The sequence below is a fragment of the Halomonas sp. ALS9 genome, from assembly GCF_001651035.1.
Lineage (GTDB): Bacteria > Pseudomonadota > Gammaproteobacteria > Pseudomonadales > Halomonadaceae > Vreelandella.
This window is the reverse complement of record NZ_LXRG01000192.1, coordinates 34,447-57,796: the sequence shown is the minus strand read 5'-3', so window position 1 is coordinate 57,796 and position 23,350 is coordinate 34,447. Positions and strand designations below refer to the sequence as shown.

At 57.1% G+C, this 23,350-nt stretch carries 17 protein-coding genes; all 17 read left to right on the top strand.

Translation table 11 applies throughout. The annotated features are described in order from the left end of the window. The first annotated feature begins 5 nt into the window (after positions 1–5). On the top strand, positions 6–437 hold the full coding sequence (tssE, locus tag A6R74_RS14190; protein ID WP_064235140.1) for a type VI secretion system baseplate subunit TssE: 432 nt from the start codon (positions 6–8) through the stop codon (positions 435–437). Between the two features lie 18 nt (positions 438–455). Further along, on the top strand, positions 456–2,219 hold the full coding sequence (tssF, locus tag A6R74_RS14185; RefSeq protein ID WP_064235139.1) for a type VI secretion system baseplate subunit TssF: 1,764 nt from the start codon (positions 456–458) through the stop codon (positions 2,217–2,219). Then, entirely contained in the window at positions 2,183–3,202 is a 1,020-nt protein-coding gene (gene tssG, locus A6R74_RS14180; protein WP_064235138.1) for a type VI secretion system baseplate subunit TssG, read from the top strand. Before tssF ends, tssG begins: the two co-directional genes overlap by 37 nt. A 3-nt stretch (positions 3,203–3,205) precedes the next feature. Beyond that, positions 3,206–4,687 (top strand): type VI secretion system-associated FHA domain protein TagH, encoded by a 1,482-nt coding sequence (gene tagH / locus A6R74_RS14175; RefSeq protein ID WP_064235137.1) that lies wholly within the window; start codon positions 3,206–3,208, stop codon positions 4,685–4,687. After that, on the top strand, positions 4,684–5,223 hold the full coding sequence (gene tssJ / locus A6R74_RS14170) for a type VI secretion system lipoprotein TssJ (RefSeq protein WP_064235136.1): 540 nt from the start codon (positions 4,684–4,686) through the stop codon (positions 5,221–5,223). The genes tagH and tssJ overlap by 4 nt, the downstream gene beginning before the upstream one ends. Continuing rightward, complete coding sequence (tssK, locus tag A6R74_RS14165) at positions 5,223–6,557, top strand: type VI secretion system baseplate subunit TssK (RefSeq protein WP_064235135.1); 1,335 nt, start codon at positions 5,223–5,225, stop codon at positions 6,555–6,557. The genes tssJ and tssK overlap by 1 nt, the downstream gene beginning before the upstream one ends. Before the next feature lie 3 nt (positions 6,558–6,560). Further along, positions 6,561–7,406: a type IVB secretion system protein IcmH/DotU gene (icmH, locus tag A6R74_RS14160; RefSeq protein ID WP_082906690.1), complete on the top strand. Its 846-nt coding sequence runs from the start codon at positions 6,561–6,563 to the stop codon at positions 7,404–7,406. Positions 7,407–7,414: 8 nt separating this feature from the next. Further along, entirely contained in the window at positions 7,415–10,036 is a 2,622-nt protein-coding gene (gene tssH / locus A6R74_RS14155) for a type VI secretion system ATPase TssH (protein WP_064235134.1), read from the top strand. A 4-nt stretch (positions 10,037–10,040) separates the two neighbouring features. Then, positions 10,041–11,624, top strand: a complete 1,584-nt coding sequence (locus A6R74_RS14150) for a sigma-54 interaction domain-containing protein (protein WP_082906689.1) — start codon at positions 10,041–10,043, stop codon at positions 11,622–11,624. 62 nt (positions 11,625–11,686) lie between these two features. After that, entirely contained in the window at positions 11,687–12,280 is a 594-nt protein-coding gene (vasI, locus tag A6R74_RS14145) for a type VI secretion system-associated protein VasI (protein ID WP_240488237.1), read from the top strand. An 18-nt stretch (positions 12,281–12,298) separates the two neighbouring features. Further along, a complete protein-coding gene (gene tssA, locus A6R74_RS14140; protein WP_165603386.1) occupies positions 12,299–13,762 on the top strand; it encodes a type VI secretion system protein TssA in 1,464 nt (487 codons plus the stop codon). Between the two features lie 177 nt (positions 13,763–13,939). Beyond that, entirely contained in the window at positions 13,940–17,470 is a 3,531-nt protein-coding gene (tssM, locus tag A6R74_RS14135) for a type VI secretion system membrane subunit TssM (protein ID WP_240488236.1), read from the top strand. Beyond that, positions 17,454–18,068 carry a GNAT family N-acetyltransferase gene (locus A6R74_RS14130; RefSeq protein WP_064235131.1) on the top strand — a complete coding sequence of 205 codons (615 nt, stop codon included), beginning with the start codon at positions 17,454–17,456 and terminating at the stop codon, positions 18,066–18,068. Before tssM ends, A6R74_RS14130 begins: the two co-directional genes overlap by 17 nt. A 100-nt stretch (positions 18,069–18,168) precedes the next feature. Beyond that, complete coding sequence (locus A6R74_RS22815) at positions 18,169–18,306, top strand: hypothetical protein (protein ID WP_165603385.1); 138 nt, start codon at positions 18,169–18,171, stop codon at positions 18,304–18,306. After that, positions 18,299–20,545 carry a type VI secretion system Vgr family protein gene (tssI, locus tag A6R74_RS14125; protein ID WP_121499409.1) on the top strand — a complete coding sequence of 749 codons (2,247 nt, stop codon included), beginning with the start codon at positions 18,299–18,301 and terminating at the stop codon, positions 20,543–20,545. The genes A6R74_RS22815 and tssI overlap by 8 nt, the downstream gene beginning before the upstream one ends. A 1-nt stretch (position 20,546) precedes the next feature. Beyond that, entirely contained in the window at positions 20,547–21,743 is a 1,197-nt protein-coding gene (locus A6R74_RS14120) for a DUF2169 family type VI secretion system accessory protein (RefSeq protein WP_064235129.1), read from the top strand. A 29-nt stretch (positions 21,744–21,772) separates the two neighbouring features. Then, complete coding sequence (locus A6R74_RS14115; protein WP_064235128.1) at positions 21,773–23,344, top strand: hypothetical protein; 1,572 nt, start codon at positions 21,773–21,775, stop codon at positions 23,342–23,344. Positions 23,345–23,350: the final 6 nt, after the last annotated feature.

Genomic DNA, 23,350 nt, shown 5'->3' with positions numbered 1-23,350 from the left:
CCATCATGGCTATTAACCATGGCAGCCTGCTAGGTAGCCGTCTGTTTGAGCGTCTTGCGATGCCTGAACAGGCGTTAGCGCATGGGGAGGATGAAAGGCTGGCGGAAACTGTTGAGTCGATCAAACGCCACTTAGTGGAGTTGCTCAACAGTCATCCGGGCAATAGTGCCTGTGAGCCTGAGTTGGGGTTGCTGGACTTCAATGATGCAACGATCGGCGTGCTGGATTTAGAGCTGAATATCCAGCGCGCCATTCGGCAGTGCATTGAGCGTTTTGAACCACGGGTTCAGCACGTTGAAGTTGAGTCATTACCCAATAATGGCGACCCCTTACAGCTGCATTTTCAAGTACATGCCACCGTAGCGTTAGGGCGAGATAACGCCCACGCCACGATCGACTTATTGCTCAATAATAAGCGCTATCAGTGTCTTAACTGATAGGCTTGCGAGGCCCGAATGCTAAATCGCTATTACCGGGACGAGCTCAATTTTCTGAAGCGCCAAGGGCGAGAATTTGCGGAGGGCAACCCCGGCCTGAGTCGCTTCTTGTCAGAGCGTAGTACCGACCCTGATGTTGAACGTCTGCTAGAAGGTTTTGCCTTTCTAACCGGCCGTATGCGTGAAAAAGTGGAAGATGAGTTCCCTGAACTTACTCATTCGCTGATCAGCATGCTATGGCCGAACTACTTGCGCCCGGTGCCTAGCATGACCGTGGTGCAATTTACCCCTACGTGGCATGCGTTGAGTACCCACCAGCTCCTAGAACGGGGTACAGAGTTAGCCAGTAAGCCAGTGGATGGCACTACCTGCATGTTCCGCACTTGTCATGACGTGACGCTCTATCCGCTAGAACATGCGGGGGTTGAGGCACGTCATACACGTGATGCCTCCATTGTTGAGTTGGCGCTTGATGTACATAGTGATCAGCCCCTCAGCGCGATGGGGATTGATACATTGCGTTTGCACCTTGGTGGAGACGCTTATACAGCGCGCACGCTCTATCTGTGGATGAGCCACTACCTGGCGCGTGTAGAGCTGGAAATTGATGGTAAACGGCTGCACCTGCCAAAGCAGTTGCTGCAGCCCGTTGGTTTTGATCGTAAGCACGCGTTACTGCCTTACCCACGGAATGTGTATCAAGGGTATCGGATACTTCAGGAATATTTGTGTTTTCCAGAGGCCTTCCACTTCTTTGATGTAACAGCCCTAAACCAGCACTTGCCTGCCATTACCGCAGACAAAATTATTTTGCGCCTAGAGTTTGAGCGTACTTTACCGACCGACGCGAGAGTGAAAGACGAGCATTTTGCTTTGTATTGCTCGCCAGCGATCAACCTATTCTCTCATGATGCAGAGCCTGTCGATGTTAGCGGTGAGCGCAGTGAATACCGCATTCACCCCAACAGTCGATCTCCCGGACACTATGAAATTTTTAGCGTCGATAAGGTAGAGGGCTGGTTAGAGAGCGAGAACGGTAAGGGGCGTGGTACGCCGCGTGAATATGTGCCTTTTGAAAGCTTTCAGCACCAAGTTAAGAGAGACCGTGGCAACGATGCCTCCTATTACCGGCTTCGCGTGCGCGACAGCTTGCGTGGGGATGGGTTTGATCACGACATATCCTTTGTGCGTGGCGATGAGCGCAGCTACATAGGCATGTCTGAAACCGTCTCGCTCGGATTGACGTGTAGTAACCGTGAGCTGCCTGAGCGTTTGACGGTAGGCGATATTTGCTACTCAACGGAAGAGAGCCCCTCTTATGCAATGTTTCGCAATATCACCCGCCCCACGCCAGTGTTGCGCCCCACGCTGGACGGCAGCTTGCTATGGACACTGATTTCTAATCTATCGCTTAACTACTTATCGCTACTGGAGCGTGATGCGCTGTGTTCTGTGCTGCGTGCTTACGATTTCCGTGCCTTGGTCGATAGGCAGGCCGAGCGAGTGGCTCAAAAACGGCTGGCAGGCATTGTCAGCATTGAAACCCAGCCCATTGATCGGCTGAAAAGAGGGCTGCCCATTCGTGGTCTGCGTTCGGTAATGACGCTAGATCAAGATGCCTTTGGCGACGAAGGGAGTCTGTACTTATTTGGCAGTGTGTTGGCGCGGTTCTTCTCCTTGTACGCCAGCATCAACTCGTTTCATGAGCTGCATGTTATTAACCGTCAAAATCACGAGCGCTACAAATGGACCTTACAGTCGGGGCAGCAGCCTCTGATGTAGCGCTTGCCCCTTTGATGGCAAAGGCGCGGCGTTACGATTTTTATCAACTAGTAGAGCTTCTGCATCGTCATCACGGCGATGACCTTGAGTGTGGCCAGCGAGGCGCCCCCGCTTTTGAGCGCGTGCGCTATAGCGCCTCAGCATCACTAGGCTTTCCCAGCAGCGACGTGCTCTCACTGGCTTTTCAGCCTGAGGGCCATTACGAGCTGGAAGTTAGCTTCTTGGGTCTGCAGGGGTCTCAGTCGCCGTTGCCCAGCTATTACCTTGAAACATTAGCGCATGAGGCAGCCCATCACGATGGTGTTGCAGGCGATTTCCTGGATTTTTTCAATAACCGCTTACTGGCGTTAGTGCACCGCAGTTGGCGTAAATATCGCCATTACATCCGCTACCAGGATGGCGCTAGCGATGGGTTTTCGGCGGCTATTTTTGCCCTGGTGGGGTTAGCAGACAGTGACTTGCGCGTTGAGACCCCCATCAACTGGAGCAAGATGCTGGCTTATGCCGGTTTGCTGGCAGGCCGATCGCGTTCACCCGAGGTTGTCTGCAGCATCGTCGGGCACTGCTTTGACCTTGATGATGTGCAGATTGAAGAGTGGGTACATCGCTGGGTTCAGATTCCAATGGATCAACGCAGCCGAAGCGGTATGGCAGCCATGACGTTAGGCAGCGATGTGGTGGCCGGTGAGCGCGTTGCTGATGTTAACGGCAAATTTGTGCTGGGTTTATTTGGTCTCACCTTGGAGCGTTTTCGCGACTTCCTACCTGATGGCAGGGAGCATGCCCCGTTGCGCACCCTGGTTGAGTTTGTGCTGCGCGAGCCGTTGGCCTACGACCTTGAGCTAGAGCTATTACCCAGCGCCGTACAACCGATGCGGTTAGGCGATGCTGGCACCTGCCAGCTCGGCTGGACCACCTTTGTTAATCCCGAGTCCGGCAGCGCCTCAAAACGCCGCCGAGTGCGTATTCAGATGACAGGTTAAACAATGAACGCCAACCCAATTTCCGCTGTAACGCTGGTCATTGCCAATAGTGAGCGACTAGAAGGCCGTTCAACAAGTAGCTACGTCTTTCATGACGTGGGGGGCACCTTAGGCTGCTCAACGGATGATGACTGGCTATTGCAAGACCACGCCGGCCGCATTCGCCCGCAGCATGCCCAAGTGAGCAAGATTGACGGCAAGTTCTGTCTGATTGATAGCAGCGGCCACACCTTTATCAATCACGCCACTCTGCCAATTGGGCGAAACCGCAAGGTTGCCTTGAGCGAGGGCGATGAACTGTTAGTCGGCGAGTACCGCCTCAAGGTGCACTTGGGTGATCGGCAGGCAACCCAGCCCGGTGCTCAACCCCTGGCTTCGCTAGTCAATGAAGAGCAGGAAGCAGTAGATGCTTATGGCCGCCCTTTAGTGCATGAAGACCAGCCGCTGCGTGCTGAAGCCGCGAAAAAAGAAGATCCCATGGAGGCGCTTGGCGGGGTAGCGCGCGGTGTGGGGCACGAAGATCCAATGGCCGCTTTAGATCCCCGTTCTGCCAATGTTCAACTGTCTGAGTCCCTTGATGAAATGCCTGAGTTAATGGGGTCAGAGCACCGTGTTGAAGGAAGTGTAGGGCGTGACCAGCAGGAACGGCGCGAGGCAGCTGTTCGCATGCCAGCGATCAAACGCAAGCCAGGCAGCCATTCACCGGACAGCTATTCACCAAGCGGTTATTCAACAAGCGGCTATTCACCAAGCAGTCATTCGCCAAACGGCTATACAGCAGGCAACCCTACAGAGAGGAGCAGTAGCATGGATGAGCGGGCAATAGACGACCTCGAACGTTCCGTTGGCGAGCAGTTGGAGGATCGCTGGCAAAAGCCTAGTGGGCGTTCACTCGGCCATGTTGGTGCTGACCCGCTATTAAGGGGGCTGGATATCGACATCCCCTTCCGTGATAGCGAAGAGCAGCAGGCGTTCCTTGAAGAAGCCGGTCAAACATTAAAGGCTGCTATCAATGGCTTGCGCACTCTTCAGCAGGCTCAAAACGATAGCAAATACCCTCTTCGAGACCGTCGCTTGCAGCCCATCGAAGATAACCCGCTGCGTCTCGGTCAGGCTTATGAAGCCACCGTTGAAACCATGTTTTCGGCCCAGCGTAGCCCGGTTCACCTTTCGGCGCCCGAAGCGGTGGGGGAGTGCTTACGTCATCAAGGCCACCATCAGGCGGCTGTAGAAGAAGCCATTGAATACGCCCTAACCGCTATTCTGGATGCCTTTTCACCTGAAGCGCTACTAAAACGTTTCCATGCTTATCGTGGTGCCGGAACCCGTATCGAAGATGAAAACGGCTGGGCCTGGGAAATGTACCGCCACTACTACCACGAGCTTAACTCAGGCCGCCAGCTAGGCTTCCAAAAACTGTTCTGGGAAGTCTTCGAGCAGGCGTATGACCAGTCTGTTCGTCGCCAGCAGCGGGAGGACGCATGAGCAAGGCCAAGAGCCTCGGGCTTGTTGGGGTGCTTTTAGTGCTGCTGTCGATCACAGGCTGTGCCTCGACCCGTGAAGCAGCCGGTAAAGCATGGGAGGTCATGCTAGATCCCTCTATACCAGTGGGCTATCCGGAAGATCAGCCCACCTTGGTGGATTTAAGCATGGTCGCAGAACCCGATGTGAACCCGAACATTGATGGTGAGGGGACGCCGCTGCGCTTTCAAATTTTGCAGCTTAAAGATGACTCCATGTTGATGGCGGCTGACATGGATCAGCTCAGTGAGGATCTAGAGGCGGCATTGGGCACTAACTACCTGACCCATGACGACTTCACCTTGCTACCTGGCCAGTGGAAGTTTTACGAGCCCTTCGCCATTGAAGAGGACGCGCGCTATATCGGTTTGATTGCGTTCTATGCTCAGCCAAATGAGGCGGAGTGGAAGAAAGTCGTCAAAGTGAAAGCCAGTTCAGAGAATTATCACTTGCTGGTTCATCTGCGCAGCAATGAAGTAGAACTAAGGAAGGAAGAGTGATGGCCAGTCGCAATCGCGTGGTATGGAGTGAAGGGCTATTCATCAAGCCGCAGCACTTCCAACAGCAGCAGCGTAGCCTTGAAGGGTTGATCGATACGCGGCTTAAGGGGGTTAGTCACTATCTGTACGGATTTTTAACCCTGGAGTTGAATAGCGAATTTTTAAGCTTTGGCCGGATTGCGATTAGCCGGGCGAGCGGCGTAATGCCCGATGGCGTGGCCTTCCAATTGCCTGAGGATGATCTAGAGCCTTCTGCGCTGGAAGTGGCAGACTCGGGTGTTACCAATCAAGTGGTGTATTTAGGTTTGCCACTGGCCACGGATAGCGTTGGGGAAGTGCGTTGGCCCGATGACAACCTACCTGCGCGTTATCGCCTTTCACCGCGCAGCGTACGTGACCTGCACTCCCGCGACGGTGATATGGCAGACCTGGATGTGGCCCGCGTTTCACCGCGCTTGCTGTTAGAGCAAGAAGACCGCAGTGGTTACGCCTGCTTAGCCGTCACGCGCATTCTAGAGCGCCGCCCCGACGGCAGCTTGGTGCTGGATGAACAATTTATTCCCACCTTGTTGAACGTGCAGGCAGCGCCAAGCCTGCAACGGTTTGTGGGTGAAATGGCCGGCTTGATGCGAGAACGCGCGCGCAATATCGCCCAGCGGCTGTCGACCCCCAATCAGGCAGGCGTTGCCGACGTGACCGATTTCATGCTGTTGCAACTATTAAACCGTGCTCAGCCACGTTTTCAGCATCTATCGCGTTTGGGGCAAGTTCATCCAGAACGGCTCTACGACACGATGTATGAAATCGCGAGTGAGTTGGTCACGTTTACCGATGAGTCGCGTTTGCCGCCTGAGTGTCCTGCTTATGACCATGAGCATCCCGAACGTGGGTTCCGGCCATTAATGCAGATGATGCGCCAAGCGCTCTCCACCGTGCTTGAGCCCCGCGCTATCGCCATTCAGATACAGGCGCGGAAATTTGGCTTACTGGTGGCGCCGCTTTCGGATACCAGCCTGTTCGAAACAGCCGAATTCATTTTGGCAGTGCGCGCCGATATGCCCAATGAGCGCCTTCGCAAGCAGTTTCTACAGCAAACCAAAGTGGCCAGCGTCGAGCGTATTCGCGACCTTATTAGCCTGCAATTACCGGGGGTTCCCTTGGAGCCGCTACCGGTGGCCCCTCGCGAGCTGCCTTATCACGCGGGCTACACCTATTTCCAACTCAGCAGACAAAGCGAAGCCTGGGGAATGCTGGATGGTGCAAGCGGTTTTGCCTTCCACGTGGCAGGCGAGTTCCCTGGGTTGGAGATGCAGTTTTGGGCGATCAGGAGTTAAGCCATGCAAGATATTGCCACGCATCAAAATGACGCCAAAAACGACTACCCGATGGGTGAGCCGGTTCGCCACGAAGACCACATAAAAGACAGCGGCGTTGAGCAGTTGGTGCATAGCCATGCCCAACACCTTAATGCAGATGAGGACTACTGGTTTCGGCTGCGCGGGCACAATTTAAACCCGCTGGTCGATGCGTCAAGCAGTCTGCTGGGTATGGCGGTACGCGTCCGTGAGGTGGACGGTGCTGATGATATTGGACGCCTCTATCGCCAGGTGGTCGACGAAATTGCCTCGATCGAAATTGAGCTAACCGAACAAGGCTATGACCGGCCAACGCTGCTCGCTTACCGCTATGTGCTGTGCTCGTTTATCGATGAAACCGTGATGGGCATGCCCTGGGGGCGCCAGAGTGTGTGGGCCGAGCACTCGCTGCTGGCAAGATTTCATAACGAAACCTGGGGCGGTGAAAAAGTCTTCTCCATCCTCGCGCGGTTGCAGCAAGAGCCACAACGTTACCGGGACATGCTGGCCTTTATCTACTTGTGTCTATGTCTCGGGTTTGAGGGGCGTTACCGGGTGAAAACCGAGGGTCGGGAAGAGTACGACCAAATCGTGCGTGCCCTGGGTGACCAGTTGGCGTCGCTTGAAGAGCAACCCGACGAATTATTGACCCAGCCGCTTAAGCATGTGGTGAAAGGGCGTGGCAAGGGGATGCACGAGGGGTTACCGCTATGGGCCATCTTTGCCCTATTCGGCGTTACGTTGGTGAGTATTTATTTGGGGCTTTCTTGGTCGCTGGATCAACAGGCTGAGCAAGTCAAAGCTTTACTCGATCAGATTTATCGTTAGGAGAGAGCATGCTTAGGGTAGAGCTACCGGCGCTTATTAGTCGACTGAATGGAATTTCTCGTCATGGCCTGGAACAGGCCGCCGTGCTTTGCGCAGAACAGCAAGCGCCTGAGGTGACCACTGGGCATCTGCTGCTGGCGCTGGTCGACCAGCCGCTATGTGATGTGCGTTTACTGCTGGAAACGCTTGATATTGATGTAGAGGAGTTGCGCGCAAGAATTGCTGAGGAAAGCCGCCCACCTCGTGATCTTGAGGTATCGACACCCAGCTTTTCACCGTTATTGGTAGAGCTGCTCCAGGATGCCTGGTTGCTGGCAGCCACCGAGTATGGGCATCAAGCGCTACGCAGCGGGGTGCTTTTCACGGCGCTACTGCACAACGCCCCGCGTTACTTAGGGCCGAAGAGTACGGCGCTGCTGGAAGATATTAATCGCGAAAACCTGCGCCGCCACTTAGAGCGCCTGACGGCCGATTCAGCCGAAGCGCCTAGGGATGGTGCCGACGCCAATCAACGCCAAGCTGCCCAGCCTGCTGGCGATGACAGCGCGCTGGCCCGTTTTGCCACCTCGCTGACCGAACAGGCGCGCAAGGGTGAGCTTGATCCAGTTCTGGGGCGTGACCCAGAAATCGACCAGATGCTCGATATCCTGGGGCGTCGGCGCAAAAACAACCCCATTGTGATTGGCGATGCCGGGGTGGGTAAAAGTGCCGTAGTAGAAGGTTTAGCCGCCCGTATTGTGGCGGGGCAAGTACCCGCTGCGCTGGCAGATGTTGAGCTGCTGACCCTTGATCTAGGTGCGCTACAAGCCGGCGCCGCGGTGAAGGGCGAATTTGAAAAACGCCTTAAAGCAGTGATTGACGAAGTCAAAAACGCCCCGCGGCCTACGCTACTGTTCATTGATGAAGCGCACACGCTGATAGGTGCTGGCAACCAGGAAGGTGGCGGTGACGCAGCCAACTTGCTCAAGCCTGCCCTGGCGCGGGGCGAGCTGCGTACCATCGCCGCCACTACCTGGCGTGAGTACAAAAAGTACTTTGAAAAAGACCCAGCGCTGTCGCGTCGTTTTCAGCCGATTGCGATTTCTGAGCCAAGTGTTGATCAGGCGCTGGTTATTCTACGTGGCTTGCGCGATGTGTATGAGCGCGCACATGGTGTATTGATTGGCGATAGCGGCCTGCGTGCCGCCGCTGCGCTTTCTGCCCGTTACCTGGCCGGTCGGCAACTGCCCGATAAAGCCATCGACGTGTTGGATACCGCCTGTACTCGGCTGGCGCAGGCCTTGGATACCCCGCCGCGCAAGCTCAGTCATTTGCAGAGTGAGCATACTGCCGCGCTACGTGAGCGCGATCAGGTTGAGCGAGAGCGACTGCTGGGTCGCGAACCCGATAGCGAGCTCCACCACGATTTAACTGAACGCTTAGTCAGGTTGGAAGAGGAGTTGGCAAGCCTGGAAGCCGCCTGGCAAGCGCAGCGTGAATGCGTCGATGCGATTGTGGCGCTACATCGCCAACTGCTAGAGGCAACGGAAGGTGATGCCGTGGATCAACTTCCCGAAGGCGTTCATCAAGAACTCGCCGAACGGGAGCAGCAGTTGGCCCAGCTTCAAGAAACGTTTGCGCTGGTCAACCCCAGCGTTGAAGAAGCCCAGATCGCCCAGGTGATTGGCGACTGGACGGGCGTGCCGGTCGAGCGCATGACCAGCGATGAGCTAACGCGGCTCACCGAACTGCCGACGCATCTGGATGCATTAATCCAGGGGCAGGGCAGTGCTATTGAGCGTATTCATCGCCATTTGCTAACCGCGCGCGCGGATCTACGTCGCCCAGGGCGGCCATTGGGCGCATTTCTGCTGGTAGGCCCCAGCGGTGTGGGTAAAACCGAAACCGTGGTGCAAATTGCCGACCAGCTGTATGGCGGTCGTCAATTTCTCACCACCATCAATATGTCGGAATACCAAGAGAAACATACGGTTTCACGCCTGATTGGCTCGCCGCCGGGATACGTCGGGTTTGGTGAAGGTGGGTTACTGACTGAAGCGATCCGTCAGCGCCCTTATTCAGTGGTGCTGCTAGACGAAGTCGAAAAAGCCCACCCCGATGTACTGAATCTCTTCTACCAGGCGTTTGATAAAGGCGAATTGGCGGACGGCGAAGGGCGCGTGATTGACTGCAAAAACGTGCTGTTCTTCCTGACCTCCAACCTGGGCTACGAAGCCATCGTCAGCTATGGCGATGATCCGGCGGCGCTGGATGCCGCGCTTTATCCGGTGCTGGCAGAGTTTTTCAAACCGGCGCTATTGGCGCGTATGGAAGTGGTGCCTTACTTGCCGCTGGACGGCGATACCCTACGCGACATCGTCAAGGCCAAGTTGGATACCTTGGCAACACGCATCCGCGAGCGCCATCGTCAGGCCGAGGTGGTACTTGATGACAGCCTGGCCGAGGCGATTTGCAAGCGTGCGACGCGGAGTGAAAACGGCGCAAGGATGTTGGAGTCGGTGATTGATGGTGAACTGCTGCCGCCGCTTTCTCGTGCGCTGCTCGAACGTATGGCGCGGCGTGAAACAGTTAGCCGGGTAGTGCTGGGTACCGATACGGATAGCGGTCTGTTTACTGCGGAGGTGGCATAGCGCCATGCAGGTAAAGGCTCTTGACCAGCGCACTGCTAGCGAAGCACAGCCTTTGGCCGGGCTGGCGGCTATGCCAATGGCGCTTGCGCTGGTTGAAAGTAGCACGCCACGGGAGCTGCGCTTACGCAGCCGCCAGCTGCTGGCCAATAGTCTGGGTCTGGCATGGGTAGAGTGCCTCTATCTAGACAGCAGTGGCCGCTGGGTGGGCCGTGACAATAGTGAGGCGCGTTTCAACTGTGATGAGTTTAGTCACCCCTACGCCCATGCCATTCGTACCGGTAAACCGGTAACACTGGGCGTGGGGGAAGCGCGTACCCGGCTTGATCACCCCGGTTTTCAAGCCCAAATGGCCGCCTTGAACGGCAACTTGCGGCTACATGTGAGGCCGTTACGGCTACAGGACAGCTCGCGTGAATGGCTGGGCGTGCTCGCCTTTGTAACGCAAGCGACCACTTTGACGAGCCTCATGGAGTGCAGCAATTTTGTCGCTTTTGAGGCTCTGCTATGCCGGTTGTGGTCGCGCCTGGCAAGTAGCCAGGGTGAGCGTCAGAAATCAGCGGTATTGCGTGACTCGTTAGCCAAGCTTAACGACAACACTCGGCGCCAGGGGTTAGCGACCAAGCTGGCGAGCGATTTACTGGGCAGCTCTATCGCTATGCAAGAGCTTCGGCTGCAGGTGATTCGTGCAGCTGAAACTAATTTAGCGGTGCTACTGCAGGGCGAAACCGGCACCGGTAAAGACCTTGTGGCCAGAGCGATCCACCGTTTCTCAGCACGCGCCAAGGCACCGTTCATGGCGATTAACTGTGCCGCGATCCCCGAGTCGCTGCTGGAGTCGGAGCTGTTCGGCCACTCTAAAGGCGCATTTTCTGGTGCTGACCAGGCCAGGGAAGGGCTAATCGCCCAAGCCGACGGCGGTACGCTGTTCCTGGATGAAATCGGCGATATGCCTCTAGCGCTGCAAGCCAAGCTGCTCAGAGTGCTGGAAAGTGGTCGATACCGCCCCCTCGGATCGAACGAAGAACGCTGTGCCGATCTGCGTCTTATTGCAGCTACCCATCAGCCACTCCGTGAGCAGATCAAACAGCAGCGGTTTCGTGCAGATCTCTACTATCGCTTAGGCCAGTTCCCGCTTTCGCTGCCATCGCTGTCAGCACGGCGTGAAGACATCGCCTTCCTGGCGGAGCACTTTGTTGCTGATTTCTGTGTCCGGGAAGGGCGCAGCGAGATGGGCATCACGCCCGCTGCTTTGCGGCAGCTAAAAGAGCGTGATTACCCCGGCAACGTGCGCGAGCTTAAAAACTTGATCGATTATGCCTGCGCGATGACGCCCGCTGGTGGCGATATTGAAGCCTTACTACTGCCCAGTGATACCGCCAGTGGCGCTGAGTCAGCAACACCAGAACCCAGCGGCACGCTGAATAAGATTCATGATCTGCGCCAAGCGGTGCGTGATTATGAAGCGCAACTGATTAGCCAGCGATTGCTTTACTACGGCGGGAATCGTGCCCTCGCAGCAGAGAGCCTGGGGATACCTAAGCGTACGCTCTCCCACAAATGCCAATTGCTAGAACTGGATGCTAAATGAAAGTGACATTCGTAAGCTGCCGATGGCAGTACAGGCTATTGATTTGCCTCTGGCTATTAAGCATGAGCAGTGCCCTACAGGCAGATGATAGCGCGGCTGTATTGGAGCAGGCGCATCAGTGCGGCCAGGAAAGCTCGCGCTTGGATCGCCTGGGCTGCTACGACAATCTTTTTCTCGATGAACAGCGCCCACCCACTGATAACGCTGAATTACCGCCGCTTTGGCACTCAGTCATCAGCCAAGAGGCGAAACGCAACGCTGATGACTTTGGCCTGATTGTAAGCGCCGAGGGTAATCAAGTGCTGATGACGGTGCCCGCGCGAGGCACAACACCTCCGCGGCCCGTCTTGGTACTGGCCTGCGAGAAGATAATTACCCGTTTCCAGGTGCACCTGCCCAATGCGTTGGACACGGCCCGTGTGTCGTTGCGGGTCACCGCCGATGGGCGTGATGTCTCTCAGCAATGGCGAGTGCGCGATAACGGTCACGTGGTTAGCGGTGGCCGCGGACTGCCCGCCATTGAAACGCTGCGGCAATTATTGGGCGCCAACGAGCTTGTGTTGAGCAGCGACGCAGCGGCACTGGACGGGCTGCGTTTTGACGTATCGGGATTGCGCCAACAAATTCAACCGCTGCGCAGCGCCTGTCGCTGGTAGTGGGTATAGGAGTTCGTGATGCGTATAACGGCGGATAGCCACCTTGAATCCCTGCTAGCGCCTCTGCCCGCCAATGAGCAAGGCGAGGCGATCGGCATTGTGCTGGAGGACAGCGCCGATTACCTACGCCTTGAGGCTGAAATGATGAAAGTGGGTTCATTGCAGCATCAAGACGTTGATTGGGACACGGCAGAAGCATTAGCAATCACTATGCTCAGCCACAAAGGCAAAGACCTAAAGGTGTTGGGGCACTTGCTCCACTGTTTGCAGCATGAAGGCAATGGGGTGCGTTTCGCGCTTTCCCTAAGGCTGCTGGCTGGCTGTCTTGACGCCTGGTGGGCGCTGGCTTACCCATTCAACGGCCCCCGCGGCGCTAAGATGCGGCCCAGGCTGTTCCAGCAGTTTACCCAACGTACGCTGAAGCTTGCCTCAGGTCTCGATTTTCACAACGCCGAAGACGAGTATCAGGCCTGCCAACACTCGCTGGAAAAACTGCAAACGTTAGCGGTTGCCAAGCAACTGCCTGCTGACTCGCTTGACGAGCTGAAGCGTCTGCTGGATGAAAAACAGCCTAATCAAAACAGTGCTGCATCGGGTTCTCAAGGTGGCAACGCTTCCGGTGGCGATGCCCGCAGGGCTGCTTCTTCCTCCTCCAATGAGGCTGAGAAAGCTGATCAGCCCGGCGGGGCAAAAGTCCCTGAACTGCGCCTGGAAGCGGGCAATGAGCGCGCTAACCGCCAGTCGCTACTCAAGATGGCTGACTTCTTGGGTGAGCAAAACCCAGGCGAGCCACTGGCTTACCGCTTACGCCGCTATGCCATCTGGAGCGCTATACAAGCATTGCCTGCCGCCCGGGAAGGGGGGCGAACGGAGCTGGCGCCGGTCGCTGCTGACCGGGTAGCCGATTACCGAGAGGCACTTTCCCGCGGTGGAGATGAGGCGCTTTGGCAGCGCATCGAGAAAAGCGTGGCGGTCAGCCCCTATTGGATAGAGGGGCACCGCTTGAGTGCCGAGCTGGCTAAACGCTTAGGCCTGCCGCGCTGCGCTGAGGCTATTCGCGATGAGTCGGTTTGGTTTGTGGAAAGGCTCTCTGGGATTGAGTCGTTAACGTTTAACGATGGTTCGCCTTTTGTGGATAAAGAAACACAGCAGTGGCTGTACAGCGGCGCTGGCAGCGGCGCAAATGACGGCGCTGGTGGCGGTGAAGCATGGCACGCGGGATTAGAAGAAGCGCGTAGCTATATGGGAAGTGAAGGGTTAGGGCCTGCCCTGCAGGTACTTGACCAGGGGTTAGCGTCGGCACGTTCCTTGCGCGAAAGCACGTACTGGCGCTTAGCCAACGCTGATTTGCTGCATGAAGCAGGGCTAGAAACGCTCGCTCAGCAGCATTACAGCACGTTGCACCAAACCGTTAATGCACTCGATTTAGAGCAATGGGAACCAGCGCTGGTTTCGCGGCTTCAGGCATCGCTTAGGACATGATCTCAGGGGATGGCAACGATGATCGACTTTATCACTAGGGACGAGGATTAAAGGCTCATGTGGGGAACATTAAAATCAAGGCTGAGCCGCTGGGTGCCCGGCTTTTCACGTGCGCAGAGCACGCATAATCGCGCCAAAGCGCAGGCTAACAGAGTTAAAGGGCTGGGGCGATTTAGCATGGCCATGTGGGCTGTGGTCATCGTGCTACTGTTGGTGGCGATCTGGTGGTTAGGGCCTGGCTGGGAAGTACGCGACAGTTATCCCTTAGGCCCGTGGACGAATCGCTTACTGGCTACCTTGGCGCTGGCAACCCTAGTGGCGGTGGTTTGGGGGGTGCGCCTCTCCCGTCGACTGCGTGAAGCTGATCAACTCGCCCAGGACGTGGAGTCGCATCAGTCAGACCCCATACTGGAGAGTATCGAGCAGCAAGAAGCTTCACTTAACAATGTGCTATCAGAAATCATTGATAGCGTTGGGAGTGGTGATAGCAGCCGCTACCGGCTCCCCTGGTATTTGGTCATGGGCGTCGAAAACGCGGGCAAGACCAGCCTGGTCAATCGCTCGGGGCAGAATTTCGCGCTCTCCAACGTCATGAAAGCCTCGGGTATCAGCAGCAAGAAAAACCGCTTTGGTTTTGACTGGTGGATTGGTGATAAAGCGATACTGATCGACCCTGACGGCGAATTATTGACCCAGGGCGCACTGGAAACGGGTGAGCCTGTCGAACTGAATAGTCGTCTATGGGATCACTTCACCGAGTGGCTAGAGCGCAACCGCCCTCGGCGCCCGTTGGATGGCGTTGTGCTGGTGCTCGATCTAGCCCGTCTTAGCCACGCCCAGATAGCCGTTCGTAAGGCTTACGCCACCTTATTACGCAGCCGCCTGCGTGAGCTGATGGAGCGCCATGGCAGCCGGTTACCGGTTTACGTCACCTTCAGCAAAATGGATTTGCTGCACGGGTTTGACGATTTTTTCCGTCATTATTCGCGGGCCGCACGGCGGGCGCCGCTAGGCTTTACCTTCTCGGCGAAATCCATTGATACACCGGGGAAGTGGGAAGAAGAGTTCTCTGCCGCTTACGACAATATGCTGGAACGCCTTAACCGTGCGATGCCTACCATGTTGGCAGAGTGTCGTGACCGCCAGGAGCGGGAGTCGGTATTTCGCTTTGTGCGCCAGCTAGCTGGGCTGCGCGATGTGCTGCTAGGTTTCCTCAATGAGGCGCTTTCCAGCGACCGCTTTTCCACCGCGGCTATTGTACGTGGGACTTATTTCACCTCGGTCTACCAGCAAGGGGTGCCTGAAGATCCTTTTGTAGATGCTGCAGCTCGCCGCTATGGCATGTCCGAAAGTGTACAGCCCGCGCACCGTGCGACGCGCAGCGCTCTTTATTTCACCGAAGAGCTGTTTGAAAAAGTCATTTATCCGGAAGCCGGTCTGGCCGGTGACAACGCCAAAGTCGCTCGCCGCCGCCAGCGTATTCGCCAAGCGTGCATTGTTGGGTGCATGTTAGTGGCTGCGGTAATGATTGGTGGATGGAGTCATTTCTACCAGAAAAATGCGACCTCGCTCGCCACCGTCGAGCACCGGGCGGAAACCTTCCTGGCGACCCACCCCGAAGAGTTTCAGAGCGATGACCCAACGGGCTATGAAATGCTGGCGCCGTTGGATCGACTCCGCGATGCGATGCAAACCTTTGAGGGCTTCCGTACCCACACGCCTTTCCTTGCTGATATGGGGCTTTATCAAGGCCACATTATTGGTGGTCAGCTAGAAAACGCTTACCTCGCCATGCTGGAGTATCAGTTCCTACCGGCATTAATGGTGGGCATCATGGACGACATGAACCGCGAAGAGGAGGGCAGTAACGCCAAGCTGGCCCTGCTGCGTATTTTGCGCATGATGTCTGACGCCAGCGGCCGTCAGCCCGAACGCGTACACGACTATATGGCGCAGCGCTGGCAAGCTGATTTCCCCCAACGTGGCGAAATTCAAGATCGCTTACTCGATCATTTAGATTACGCCCTGCAGTACAGCGATTTGGAAAGCAAAGTTGCTGCCGGTAATCGACGCGCTGAATACGCCATGGCGCCACTACGCGGCAGCCTAGTCGCCGCCACAGAAGACCTGTCACGCCTGCCGATGGATGAGCGGGTCTACGCCACCATGAAAGCTGACAGTAGCCGTCGCGGGGATCCTCTCGATCTGCGCCGTCAGGTGGGGTCAATGTTCAACACGGTGTTTATGGCGCGTAACGATGAGCCGTCATATGTTCAACTGCCGTATCTGGTTACCCGGGGAGGTTTCGAAAATCACTTCCTGCAACAGCTTGATAGAGCTACCGAGCTAGCCCTTATTGACTTGTGGGTATTGGATCAGCGCGAAGACATCAACTTCAGCAACGCTGACCGGCAGCAGTTGCAAGACGCCTTGCGTGACTACTATGTCAGCGACTATCGGGTGAGCTGGCGCGATGCCTTGCGTAACACTCTGCTGGTGCCCTTACCGGATATTCGCCAGGCGGCAGTGGTGGCCGATGCGCTAGTCAGCGCCGAGCGCCCGCTAGACCGTCTATTAGCAGCGGTTGAGCAGAATACCCGTCTCTATCCGGAGCTGCCTGAAGATGACGAGGAAGCCCGTGAAGCGCTGCAGCGCTCGCCGCGTTATCAGCTGGCTCACGACATCGAGCAGCAGTTTACTGCGATTAACAAGCTCTCCAACGCCCAAGAAGGGGATCCCTCCTCGTTGGAAGAGATCAAATCGGCAGTAACCGAGCTACGCGATTACCTGCTTGATATAGAAGAGGCCAGCGACCCAGGCTACGCCGCTTTCGTCGGTGCGCGTGACCGCTTGTCGCTGCGCGGCGATGACCCGATCTATCGCCTGCAGCGTATCGCTGACAGCGCTCCTGAGCCTGTCGCAAGCATGCTGAAAAGCCTGGCTGATCAAAGCTGGCAGCTCATCATGGCAAGCGCCATCAGCCACCTGGAAAATATCTGGATAGACGAAGTCGTCGCGCCCTACCAAGAGCGTTTGGCTGGGCGTTACCCGCTGGTGCCCAGTGCCAGCCGGGATGCTTCGCTAAGCGACTTTGAAGCTTTCTTTGCCCCTGAAGGCATTCTCGACAGCTTCTATCAGGATAACCTGCAGCCCTTTATCGAAGGGGCGCCTGAGCAGCTGGTGGATACCCAGGGTAATTCGCTACTGCGTGAAAGCGTGTTTGCCGCCGTATCGCAGGCGGAACAGATTCGCCGTGCCTACTTTGGCGACGATGGCGCGCTAGACGTTGAGTTTTCTCTTGAGCCGATCAGCTTAAGCCCCGACAAGCGGCGCAGTGTGATCAGTGCCGATGGTCAGCTCATCGAATACACCCACAGCGCCAGCAGCCGTGTATCGATGATTTGGCCTAATACGCTGCGTGGAGGCACGGATAGCCGGATCACCATGGTGCCCAGCCAAGTAAACCGCTCGCCGCGGAGCATGACCCGCGATGGCGCCTGGGCCTGGTTTCGGCTGTTGGAAGAGGCAAATATCACCAGTGTCAATGAGCGTGAGCTAGAGCTGCGTTTCAATGTTGACGGTGGCGCGATGCGTTATCGCCTATTTACCGATAACGCGCCCAACCCCTTTACCCGTTCGCCCGCCGCAGGCTTCCAGTTACCGTCAGCACTCTATGCAGAACGAGGGCCTTATGCTGACGAAACTTAAGCAGTGGCTCTCCTCTCCCTCACCTAGCGCGACCCATGGCCACCCAGGTGGCCATGTGGATAGCGGCCCTGATGTTAATGGCCAAGCGTCGTCACGCGCGCTTGAAAATGCCCGCGAAGAGGATCTCGATTGTTTTATCGAAGCCGTTCAGCGCGCCGATGCGAAAGGCCATTCACCCTGGGTGCTGCGTGATAAGGCCTACCTGGATACGTTGCGCCGTGCTCTGGAATTTACCCTGCATCGTCAGGTGTGGTTGCAGCGCGAGCAAGAGCACGTTGAGCACTGGCAGGGGCGGTTACTCGCCCTGCGCCATGGGGATGGCCCGCCGCTGGGGATGGTGCTGGCGTGTAGACCCGACGATGAAGCTGCCTGGCAACTGCGCTTCTTCTTTATCAGCCAGGAGTGGAAAGGCAGCGGCCATGGCGCACGCTTGCTGACCGCCGCCCGGCTGAGTTTAAGCGGCGTACCGTTACAAACGCGGCTTCCTCTGGCGTGCCACACGGCGATTCAAAGCCTGGAAGCGGCGGGCTTTCAGCGCATGTACGTCGATGCGTTTGAAGTGGCGAGCTACGAAGCGCCCGCCCAGTGGGATAAGTAAAACAGCGGCAGTCATGGCTGTTAAGCGCCGATGGTGAAGCGCTGCTGATAGCAACAACTGCCGTCACCCAGCCAAGAAAAACAGCAGCGGAGGAACAGTAATGGGACAAAATATGCTAGTGGCGAGTCGCTTAATCATCACCCAGGACGCTAAGCCGGTTGTATTGACCGATCAGGCAACGGTCGGCGGTGATCTTTTAACGAGCAGTGGCAGCAGAGAGGGATCTTGCAATGGCTGATAATACGGGCCTTCAGTTTACTTTGAGCCTTCCTGGGGCGACTGACACGGCGGTAGTACGCTTTACCCACCGCGAAGCGCTGTCGGAGCCGTTTACGCTCAGCGTTGACTTTGCCAGCCGCACCCACGACCTGTCGCCCGCCGACTGCTTGGATCAGGAGGCGACCCTCACCATTTGGCAGGACGGCGAACCGCTGCGCCGCGTGCATGGGATGATAGCTGAGCTGGATCGCGGCGATCGCGGTCACCGGCGCAGCTTCTATCGGGTGGAGATTCGCCCCGCCCTGTGGCGGCTATCGCTGCGCCAAAACTCACGTATCTTTCAAGATACCTCGCCTTATGATGCGATCACGACCTTAACCAGCGAGCGTGGCCTCACTGATATTGAGTTTGCCACCACCCGTACGCCCCTTGACCGGGAGTTTTTGGTGCAGTACCGGGAGACTGACCTGGCCTTTATCGAGCGTGTGGCCGCTGAAGAGGGCTGCTTCTATTTCCATGAGTTTGAGAATGTTGAGGGCGGTAAACACCATTTGGTCTTTGCCGATGCCACGGTGGTACTGCCCAATATCGGCGAGCGCACCTACCACAGCCGCGCCGGGGGGACACCGCCCCGACGCCACTTACGCAAGCTACGCCAGGTCAGTCGGGTGCGCCCCGCCTCAGCCACGCTGAAAGACTACAGCTTTAAAAACCCGCCCTACGCTCAACTTCACGAACACCAGGCTCCCAATCTAGGGGAACACGCTCAGCGGGAGGACTACGAACATTACGACTACCCTGGGCGCTATAAGAAGGACGCCTCCGGTAAACCCTTTACACGCCACCGTCTGGAATCGCTACGTGCCGATGCCACCACCGCTGAAGCCGAGAGCGACCTGCCGGAACTCGCCCCAGGCACCTGTTTTACTCTCACCGATCACGATATCGACAGCCTCAATCGTGCTTGGCAGGTGGTTTCGGTGGTGCACCATGGCGAGCAACCCCAAGCGCTGGAAGAGGACGGTATGGCGCGGGGCGGCTATGACAGTAACAATGGGGGGAGTAGCGCTGCGCAAGCAGGCGAGCTGATGACCCGCTACCACAATGAAGTGGTGATCATGCCCCGGGATCAGACCTTCCGCCCGGTGCCCAACCCCAAACCTCGCGTTGAGGGCCCACAGGTGGCTTTTGTGGTCGGCCCTGAAGGCGAAGAGATCTACTGCGATAAATATGGCCGGGTCAAGGTGCAGTTCCCCTGGGACCGCTATTCTGCCTCCAACGAAACCGCCAGTTGCTGGGTACGCGTGGCCCAAGGCTGGGCGGGCGGCGGCTACGGCAGCATGGCGATCCCGCGGATCGGCCATGAGGTAATAATTTCACACTTGGAGGCTGACCCGGACCAGCCGCTCATCACCGGGCGTACCTACCACGCGGTTAATCGGCCGCCTTACCCACTGCCGGCCTACAAAACTCGAACGGTCATCCGTACCCAAAGCCACAAAGCAGAAGGCTTTAACGAGCTGCGCTTTGAAGATGAAGCGGGCGAAGAGCAGATCTGGCTCCACGCCCAAAAAGACCTCGACCTGCTGACCCTTAACGACCGCACCGAGGACATCAAGCGCGATAGCACCCTGCACGTCTTTCGCGACCGCACTACCGACATCGACCGCGACGAAACCCGCACCGTCCATCGCCATGAAGTCCACACGGTGCATGGCAACGAGACCCATACCGTCGACGGTAACGAAACCTTTACCGTGCACAAGAACCGCCGCAAAACGGTGGATGGCAACGAAACCGACCGCATCGGTAAAAACTGGTCGAACAAAGTCGGCAAGAACAAAACCGAAACCATCGGCAAGGCGTATATGCAAAACGTCGGCATGGCCCGCATGGAGAACGTTGGCCTGGGTTACAGCCTCAACGTGGGCGCGCTGATGAACACCATTGTCGGGCTCAGCCAGAGTACCCAGGTGGGTCTCAACCACTCGCTTAATGTCGGGCGCAATATCACCCTCAAGGCCGGTAACCAGATCACCCTGCAGGTAGGCAACAGCCGGCTGGTGCTCTCGGAAGACGCCATCTACCTGGATGCCGGCGAGATCCACGTCAAGGCGGGCACCAAGGTACACGTCGACGGCCCCGATGACGTCCTGCTCAACACCGGCACCGCCCAGCCCGCACCGGGTAGCGCTGAGGAAGACGGGGAAGCCGAGGCCGATCCCATCGTCAAAGACGGTAATACCAAGGGGTGGTAGTGTGGTGCAAATCATAAACCCAACGTCGTTTCCTGAGGCGGTGTATCGCAAGCTCGGCCCGGACGGCCTGGAGTACCAAGTACTGGCGGTTAGGGGCACCTTTCGGTTCACCGGCAACAACCGCCGTTTGGCGTTGGCCGAGGCCCAGCGGCCCATTCGCTGGCAAGAGACCTATGCCGGTGGCCCTGAGGGCGGGCAAGCACGTTACATCGTAGATGACAGCGACCTTATCATCGGCAAGCCCACGACTGATGTACACGTCCACGGCACCCTGCGCTCGCCCACAGGCCAGCCGCGTAGCGCTTGGCAAGTCAGGGTGCAGGTGGGCTCGGTGGACAAACGCCTGATCGTGCGCGGGCCACGAGAGTTCCGCTGGCAATTACTCGGCGGCTGGCGGGTGACGCAAGCCGAACCGGTGAGCGAAGTGCCGCTGGACTACCGCTATGCTTTCGGTGGCCACTACACACCGGAAGTGCACGAGGTGGGCAATGACACCCTCGACGTAGCGTCTCGCACTCTCTACTACCCCGACAACCCAGTAGGGCGGGGTTGGTTGCCGAAGCGTGCAGACTATAAGCAGGTGCCGGACGAGGTGGCCAAGTACCTTAAACCCGACCTTAACGCCGTCACGCGGCTACCCGCGCCCCAACTGGAAGACCCCGACTGGCCAGTGCATTCGCCCTTTGACCGCCTTCCCCCGGCAGGTTTTGGCCCCATCGCCCGGTGGTGGCAGCCACGCATCAATCGCCAGGGCACCCTCGATGAAGAGTGGCTCGCCCACCGCCACCCACATTGGCCGGACGACTTCGACGCCCGTTTCTACAACAGCGCCCACCCCGACCTGGTAGCCCCTGACTACCTGCACGGTGACGAGCTAGTGATCCTCACTAACTGCCTTGCCGGTAGTCAACGCCTCCAGTCGGGTAGCGTCAGCCTCTATAGCTATCGCACCCGCTTGCCCGGCCTTGCCATTAAAGCGCTGGCTGAACAGCAGAGTGGCCAACAGACGGTGACCCGCTTAGCGCTGGATACCGTGGGCATCGACCTGGATCTCAACGAAATAACCCTAACTTGGCGAGCCCTGTTTCCGACCCAGGATCCCCTGCGCCGGATGATCGTCGCGGCGACCGGGCTACGTCGCCAGCGACCGTCGCCGTCCACGTTAGCCACCCCTGGAGGGACACGCCATGCCGGATGATACTTTAACCATCTGCATTGGGGGCTCGAATGGCTGAACCTGAAGACATCAGACTACCTACCATACGGGTTGTTATTGACACCGCTGACTCCAGCGAGAATGAAGACGAGCTTCCTGGTGGTAACAGCAGCACGCCATCAGAACCTCAAGGAGAACCGCTGAGCGGCCTCAGCCAGCACCTCGCTAATGCCGATAGTGTATGGACAGCGATTGCCAGCTTCCCTGACTTCTGCCGGGTGGGTAGTAGCATTACGGCTTTCGACTCCACCGCCACGTTGGACAACCCCGTACGCTACTCCCCCAACGTGGTGGCAGCCGGGCTCCAGGTTTATCGCGAGGGAGATCTGTTCCAAGGCATTCAAGGCGATGCGGGCCAGCATGTGGTGTCGGGTACCTCTTTAGGTAGCGGCTGTGTGCTGATCCTCCAAGGCCAGCATAATGTCAAGGCCAATGGCCTACCGGTGGCCCGCCACGACAGCCCCTGCATGGTCAACTGCAATGCAGCCGGTATGGGTGGCACCCCTGGTTACCTGACCACCCAGCAACAGTCAGTCGACAGTGCCCCAGGGTCATCAGGCGATGTCGGGCCGAGCTATAACGCGGGTGAAGAGGCAGGCTTTGTCCTACGTGATAAGTGGGAAGGCGCCAAGGCCGCCGCCAAGACCGCGTGGGAAGCACTGCCGATCACCAGCGACGAGGCGACCACCGAAGCTGCCCGAGGGCGTGCGTGGCAAGGTGCCAAAGACACCTACGAAGCGGTGGATGTGCTCACCGGCCCAGGCCCTCTGGATCTACTCGACAGCGGCATTGGCTACGTCACCGGTGATGCCGAGCGCGCCGCCCGTTACGGTGAAGAGTGGAAGCGCACCGGGGAAGCCTACGGTGGTATCAAGGACAGCATGGTTAATGCCTGGCAAGAAGCCGAGGAGCGCAACGGCACTTTAGGTGCCCTGGAGATGAGCGCGATGGTGCTCGTGGCCGAGGTAATAGGAGGGAAGGGCACCGGCGCCATCAGGGGGGCGACCAAAGTTGTTAGGCGTAGCCCCGAAACGCAGCCACCACCTCCACCACCGCCACCTCCACCGCCGCCCCCTAACAAGGGGGTGCATGTGGAATCGCCTTCAGCTAGGATAAGGAGGGAAGATGATTCAAACAATACGACTAGAGGATTTACCCAATTATCTAGCCAGTCGCGTAGATATTTAAATGATCTTGAGGCGCAAACTGGCTTTAAAGTTACGGCAGATCAGCGCACTAACCTTGCCAATGTGCTTCGAGAGAGAGAGTTCACAAGGCTATCTCCAGAGTTAGCAAAAATTCATCGAGCTGAATTTAATCGCGTTAAAGACGAATTGATTGGTCAATGGGAGCGAAACACAGGCCAAATTTGGCCTCGCTATACCGAGGATATATTAGCCAAAAACGGGGTAACGGTGGCTAGAAAAGCAGGTGGGCCCTTTGACGCTCATCATATTATTGAAAGTAGTTATGGCGGGCCAAATCAGTGGTGGAATATGCACCCAGCACGTTTTCCTGACCAGCATCAAGGTGGCATTCACAGGGCTGGAGGAATTGCCCGTGAAATTTTTTCCGGCAAATAATTGAAT

Excerpts from the sequence above, each read along its gene's own strand:
- tssG (WP_064235138.1), top strand. The coding sequence starts at position 2,183 with ATGGACCTTACAGTCGGGGCAGCAGCCTCTGATGTAGCGCTTGCCCCT.
- tssK (WP_064235135.1), top strand. The coding sequence starts at position 5,223 with ATGGCCAGTCGCAATCGCGTGGTATGGAGTGAAGGGCTATTCATCAAG.
- tssA (WP_165603386.1), top strand. The coding sequence starts at position 12,299 with ATGCGTATAACGGCGGATAGCCACCTTGAATCCCTGCTAGCGCCTCTG.
- A6R74_RS14150 (WP_082906689.1), top strand. The coding sequence starts at position 10,041 with ATGCAGGTAAAGGCTCTTGACCAGCGCACTGCTAGCGAAGCACAGCCT.
- A6R74_RS14115 (WP_064235128.1), top strand. The coding sequence starts at position 21,773 with ATGGCTGAACCTGAAGACATCAGACTACCTACCATACGGGTTGTTATT.
- tagH (WP_064235137.1), top strand. The coding sequence starts at position 3,206 with ATGAACGCCAACCCAATTTCCGCTGTAACGCTGGTCATTGCCAATAGT.
- tssJ (WP_064235136.1), top strand. The coding sequence starts at position 4,684 with ATGAGCAAGGCCAAGAGCCTCGGGCTTGTTGGGGTGCTTTTAGTGCTG.
- A6R74_RS14130 (WP_064235131.1), top strand. The coding sequence starts at position 17,454 with ATGCTGACGAAACTTAAGCAGTGGCTCTCCTCTCCCTCACCTAGCGCG.
- tssF (WP_064235139.1), top strand. The coding sequence starts at position 456 with ATGCTAAATCGCTATTACCGGGACGAGCTCAATTTTCTGAAGCGCCAA.
- tssE (WP_064235140.1), top strand. The coding sequence starts at position 6 with ATGGCTATTAACCATGGCAGCCTGCTAGGTAGCCGTCTGTTTGAGCGT.
- vasI (WP_240488237.1), top strand. The coding sequence starts at position 11,687 with ATGAGCAGTGCCCTACAGGCAGATGATAGCGCGGCTGTATTGGAGCAG.
- tssH (WP_064235134.1), top strand. The coding sequence starts at position 7,415 with ATGCTTAGGGTAGAGCTACCGGCGCTTATTAGTCGACTGAATGGAATT.
- A6R74_RS22815 (WP_165603385.1), top strand. The coding sequence starts at position 18,169 with ATGGGACAAAATATGCTAGTGGCGAGTCGCTTAATCATCACCCAGGAC.
- tssI (WP_121499409.1), top strand. The coding sequence starts at position 18,299 with ATGGCTGATAATACGGGCCTTCAGTTTACTTTGAGCCTTCCTGGGGCG.
- tssM (WP_240488236.1), top strand. The coding sequence starts at position 13,940 with ATGGCCATGTGGGCTGTGGTCATCGTGCTACTGTTGGTGGCGATCTGG.
- icmH (WP_082906690.1), top strand. The coding sequence starts at position 6,561 with ATGCAAGATATTGCCACGCATCAAAATGACGCCAAAAACGACTACCCG.